Source organism: Treponema sp. Marseille-Q4523 (assembly GCF_016901105.1).
Classification (GTDB): domain Bacteria; phylum Spirochaetota; class Spirochaetia; order Treponematales; family Treponemataceae; genus Treponema_D.
This window is the reverse complement of sequence record NZ_JAFEVM010000065.1, coordinates 1-4,702: the sequence shown is the minus strand read 5'-3', so window position 1 is coordinate 4,702 and position 4,702 is coordinate 1. Positions and strand designations below refer to the sequence as shown.

The 4,702-nt window shown below is 45.7% G+C and carries 4 protein-coding genes; 2 read left to right on the top strand and 2 right to left on the bottom strand.

What is annotated here, in order from left to right:
- Nucleotides 1-623 precede the first annotated feature (623 nt).
- Both JSQ97_RS12440 and JSQ97_RS12435 read left to right on the top strand, forming a co-directional pair.
- Entirely contained in the window at nt 624-875 is a 252-nt protein-coding gene (locus JSQ97_RS12440) for a hypothetical protein (protein WP_205076337.1), read from the top strand.
- Nucleotides 876-1,060: 185 nt separating this feature from the next.
- Nucleotides 1,061-1,741 (top strand): hypothetical protein, encoded by a 681-nt coding sequence (locus JSQ97_RS12435; RefSeq protein ID WP_205076336.1) that lies wholly within the window; start codon nt 1,061-1,063, stop codon nt 1,739-1,741.
- A gap of 162 nt (nt 1,742-1,903) precedes the next feature.
- Here the strand turns inward: JSQ97_RS12435 and murA are convergent, their stop codons facing one another.
- Both murA and pepT read right to left on the bottom strand, forming a co-directional pair.
- Nucleotides 1,904-3,187 (bottom strand): UDP-N-acetylglucosamine 1-carboxyvinyltransferase, encoded by a 1,284-nt coding sequence (gene murA, locus JSQ97_RS12430; RefSeq protein WP_205076335.1) that lies wholly within the window; start codon nt 3,185-3,187, stop codon nt 1,904-1,906.
- 49 nt (nt 3,188-3,236) lie between these two features.
- Nucleotides 3,237-4,508 carry a peptidase T gene (pepT, locus tag JSQ97_RS12425; protein WP_205076334.1) on the bottom strand — a complete coding sequence of 424 codons (1,272 nt, stop codon included), beginning with the start codon at nt 4,506-4,508 and terminating at the stop codon, nt 3,237-3,239.
- Nucleotides 4,509-4,702: the final 194 nt, after the last annotated feature.

Sequence of the window (4,702 nt, the reverse complement as noted above, 5' to 3'; positions counted from 1 at the left end):
TTTTTATTCCAACTATTCCTAGTGGTCACAGGAATAAATAGCTCCCTAACAAAGAAAAAACGAAAGAAATTAGGTATAAAAAACAAAATGAAAACGATGTACAGGTTTTCATGCTTATGGATTTTTAAAGTCGGAAAAACTTTTGTTTTTTATAAATTATTAGTTATATACATATATTTGCTGTTCTTTATTAATTTATTTTTTTATATATTGTATATTTCAAAAGATGCGGAGGTATTTTATTCATTGAGCCAAATTGGATTAGTAATTTCAGCTTGTTCGGTCTTTGTTATAATTATTTACAATTATGTATATATGAAATTTGAGGAGGTACGATAAAAAGCGCCGTCTGAAATATCGTCGTCGCTCTTGATATCGAGTTTGCTTGGATGTTTGCAGAAGACGTGTATATGGTGGCATTTCGATAAAAATCGCATAAATACGATACGCTTTATTTTGCAAACTCGATTATTGAACGTGTGCGCCCACGCGCACGGCTAAAAACTTTTTCGGAAATTGATTCGCAGCCTGCGTGAGCGGGCGCGTAAATCGGTCCTTTGTAGAACAGAGCCGTGAGGCTCTATATTTCCTGCAAAAGTTTTTATGGGAGGTGTATTGTGCCGATGCAAATAGTAAAATCCTATGATGCCAAACTTGACTCAAAGAAAAGAATCACATTAAGGAATGTATATTACGACTACTATCATGTAAAAGAATTCGGAGACGGCAGAATTCTTCTTGAACCGCGTGAACTTACAAAACCGTTTCAAGTTTCCAAAAATACCCTCAAAATGACGGATTCAAGCATGGAGAATTTTAACAAAAGACTTGTTTCCGAAGCGATCGATTTATCTGCCTATAAGGATAGTATCTGATGTTCAATATGCGAATGGGGATTCCTGAAATGAAAGAGTTTTGGGAAGCTTTGGAAAAGAAAATTTGAGAGGTAAGCAAGGATGGTTGAAAGATGACAATGGTAATATTTTAGTTCCTGTATCAGAAACAAAAGGGTATGTAAATTTCAAAGCTCCAGTTGTATACGAGTAAGAGAGGTGAAATTATGAAAAAGATTTTTATTATTACATTTATAATTACAATTGTGTTTCCGATATATTCACAAACAATCAAAAAATTAGCCCCATTGTCAAAATCGGAAACTTTAGATTATTCCTATAATCTTGATAAAGATATTTTGACTATTTATAAAATTAATGAATCAAAAAAGCAGATTTATTTTGAGAATACAGAGGCTTTATGGGACGGTTATCAGATTTCAAAAGATAAAAAAACAATGATTTTTTGGAAGAATACTTTTGAAAGGAGTATGCCTTTATATTATTTAGATGGAAATACCGGAGATGTTAAATTTCTCGGAAAAGTACCTTTCGGTGCTCGCATGGATGCGACAGGGATTTATTTACTGAATGAGGGTGTTTATAATTCCGGCATTTTTACGATTTTCAATTTAAATACGGGGAAAATCGTAAATGAAATAACTTGGAATGTAAAAAATAAAGAAAAATGGACATCAACAGGAGCGGTATTCGATATTTTAAGAGCTGCTGAAAATGGAGAATATGATTTTATGATTCTTTTTTCGATAGAAAGGCTCTGTATTTCAAAGGCATTTGTAAAAATAACATCGTCGAAGGTTTTTACGGAATTTGATGACAGTGATTTGCCTGAAATACAATTAAGACAATCTGTAAATTACGGCAATGACTTTACCGGTTGGTATTAATAATTTTCCTAAAATCCTGTAATTTTCTTTTGAAAACTACAGGATCGGTGCTGTATGCATATATGACAGGGAACAGGTATCTCACTGCAGGATATCGTATACTGCACCGTTTTTTCGCTGTCCCTGCACGAAGGAACTCCCGCTGTCGAAAACCCCTTGCTTTTACTCGACGTCGACCGTCGTGATGTGCGCTCCGACCGACTGAAGCCGTTCGACCAAGTGTTCGTAGCCGCGTTCGATCTGGTACACGTTTGAAATTCTGCTTTGCCCGTGTGCCGTCATCGCCGCGATCACCATCGCCATGCCGGCTCGCACGTCGGGAGAGACGAGGTGGTCGCCGTGGAGGATGCGCGGGCCCGACACGACGGCGCGGTGCGGATCGCAGAGCGTGATGCACGCTCCCATGTTTATCAGTTTATCGACGAAAAACATGCGCGATTCGAACATCTTTTCGAAGATGAGCACAGTGCCTTCGACTTGCGTTGCGACGACCGTCATAATGCTCGTCAAATCGGGCGGAAAGCCCGGCCACGGAGCGTCGTCTATTTTCGGCGTCGAGTTTCCGATATCGCCGTTTACTTTGAGTTCCTGCCGTTCGGGAACGGTGAGCGTCGTGCCGTCGATATTCCATGCGATGCCGAGTTTGCTGAAACCGAGCCTGAGCGGCCGCATATCTTGAGGATTGACGCCTTCGATCGTGAGCGAACCGCGAGTAGCCGCTGCAAGTCCGATAAACGAACCGATTTCCATATAGTCCGGGCATATCGTACATTCGCAGCCGTGCAGGGAGTCGACTCCTTCGATGCGTAAAATATTGCTCCCGATGCCGCTGATTTTTGCGCCCATACTCACGAGCATGGCGCATAAGGTCTGTATGTGGGGTTCGCTCGCCGCATTTGAAATGATCGTTTCGCCTTTTGCAAGCACCGCCGCCATGACGGCGTTTTCCGTCGCGGTTACCGACATTTCGTCGAGAAAGATATCGGCGCCTTTGAGCGCGTCCGCGTAAAACACGAATTTGCCGTTTATGTCTACGCGTGCGCCGAGTTCGGTGAGCGCGAGAAAGTGTGTATCGAGCCTTCTCCTGCCGATAACGTCTCCGCCCGGCGGCAGCATTTCCGCTCTTCCCGTTCGAGCAAGCAAGGGACCTGCAAACAAAATCGATGCGCGGATCTTTTTTGAGAGTTCCGGGGGGATCATCGTGTTTGCAAATCGCTTGGCGGTGATTTTCCAGCTGTGATTTTTTACGCATTCGACGTCGGCGCCGAAGGATCGGGCGATGTCGAGCATAACGCGCGTGTCTTCTATGTCCGGAATATTGTGCAGCGTAACGCTTTCTTCCGTGAGCAAAGCCGCCGCAATGCACGGGAGCGCCGCGTTTTTATTGCCGCCTGCGGTGATGCTTCCCCGAATCGGAAATCCGCCGTCGATTATGTATTCGTGCATTGCCGCCTCCCGTCTTTGTAGTATGCATAACACGCAGGCGCATCGGGGGTTAATTTGCCGTACCGATAATGCCTGCGAGGTTTATTAAAATATCGGCAGCTTTACACATTTGGTTAAGCGAAGCCCACTCCATACGCGAATGATAATTGTGTCCGCCGGTAAAAATGTTCGGCGTGGGGATGTCCATTTCGGTGAGCCGCGAACCGTCGGTGCCGCCTCTGATCGGCATAAAGACGGGTTCCACGCCGGCTTTTCGATACGCCGTTTCCAAATCGCGCACGACTTCGGGATGTTCGTCAAGCTTTCGCTTCATATTGAAATACTGCGTTTTATGCGTCACTTTTGCACTGCCGCCGAAAGAAAGTGCGGCAGCTTCGGCGAGCGCTTCGACGGTTTTTTGCCGCGTTTTCATATTTTCGCCGTCGAAGTCGCGCAGCAAAAGATACACCGTCGATTTTTCGATCGTTCCCGTAAATTCGATCGGCGCATAAAAGCCTGCCATACCGTCCGACGTTTCGGGACGCTCGGTAATGGGGAGCGAGGACACAAAATGTGATGCCATAGCGATCGCGTTTATCATGCCCGCTTTCCGTGCCGTTCCCGTGTGCGTCGATTTGCCTGTAAAGACGACCGTCGTTCCGACCGCATTGAAGCATTCCGTTTCAAGCTCGCCGATATGCCCGCCGTCGACAGTGTATGCGCGTTTCGATTGAATCGATTCGAGCGGCACTTTATCCATGCCGTGCCCCGTCTCTTCGTCGGGTGAAAAGATCACTTCGATTTTCCCGTGCCTGATCTCTTCGTGCGCTTTAAGGTACGAAATCGCCGTCATGATCGCCGCGATGCCCGCCTTATCGTCCGCACCGAGGAGCGTGTGCCCGTCCGTCGTGATGATCGTATCGCGCTCGCGTGCCGCCTGGGCGAGCGCTTCGTCCGAAACCGCATCGAGCGGATTCGTTTCCGCAAGTTCGATGAGAGCGCCGTCGTAGTTTTCATGTACGACGGGATGGACGTTTTTTCCGCTTACTTCGTCGACCGTGTCCATGTGTGCAAGGAGACAAAAGGACGGAACGTTTTCAAAACCCTCGGAAGCGGGAAGAACGCCGTACGCATAGCAAAACTCGGTGACGTGCACGTTTTCCAAACCCGCAGCTTTCATCTCTTCGGCAATCATATTTGCAAAATCCCTTTGCTGCGGAGTGGAAGGCATGATTCCTTCGTCGGCTTTATTCGAATCGCTTTCGGAATACGTCTTTACATAGCGCAAAAAACGTTCGAGCAATTCTTTTTCTTCTTGTGAATTTTTTTTGATGTAGTTCATATCGTTATAATATGATTTTCGCGCGCCTTATGCAATCGATGACTTTTCTCGCTGCCGAGTTTACTCTGTAAACCAGCCGTGTATGTCGCTTGGTGAGCTTTCGCTCGCGGCGGGAACGCTGCGCGGGGAAGCAATCCGGCGTAGGTGGGGTTTGTCAGAAATACACATTATAAAAAAAATACTAATTTCACGCC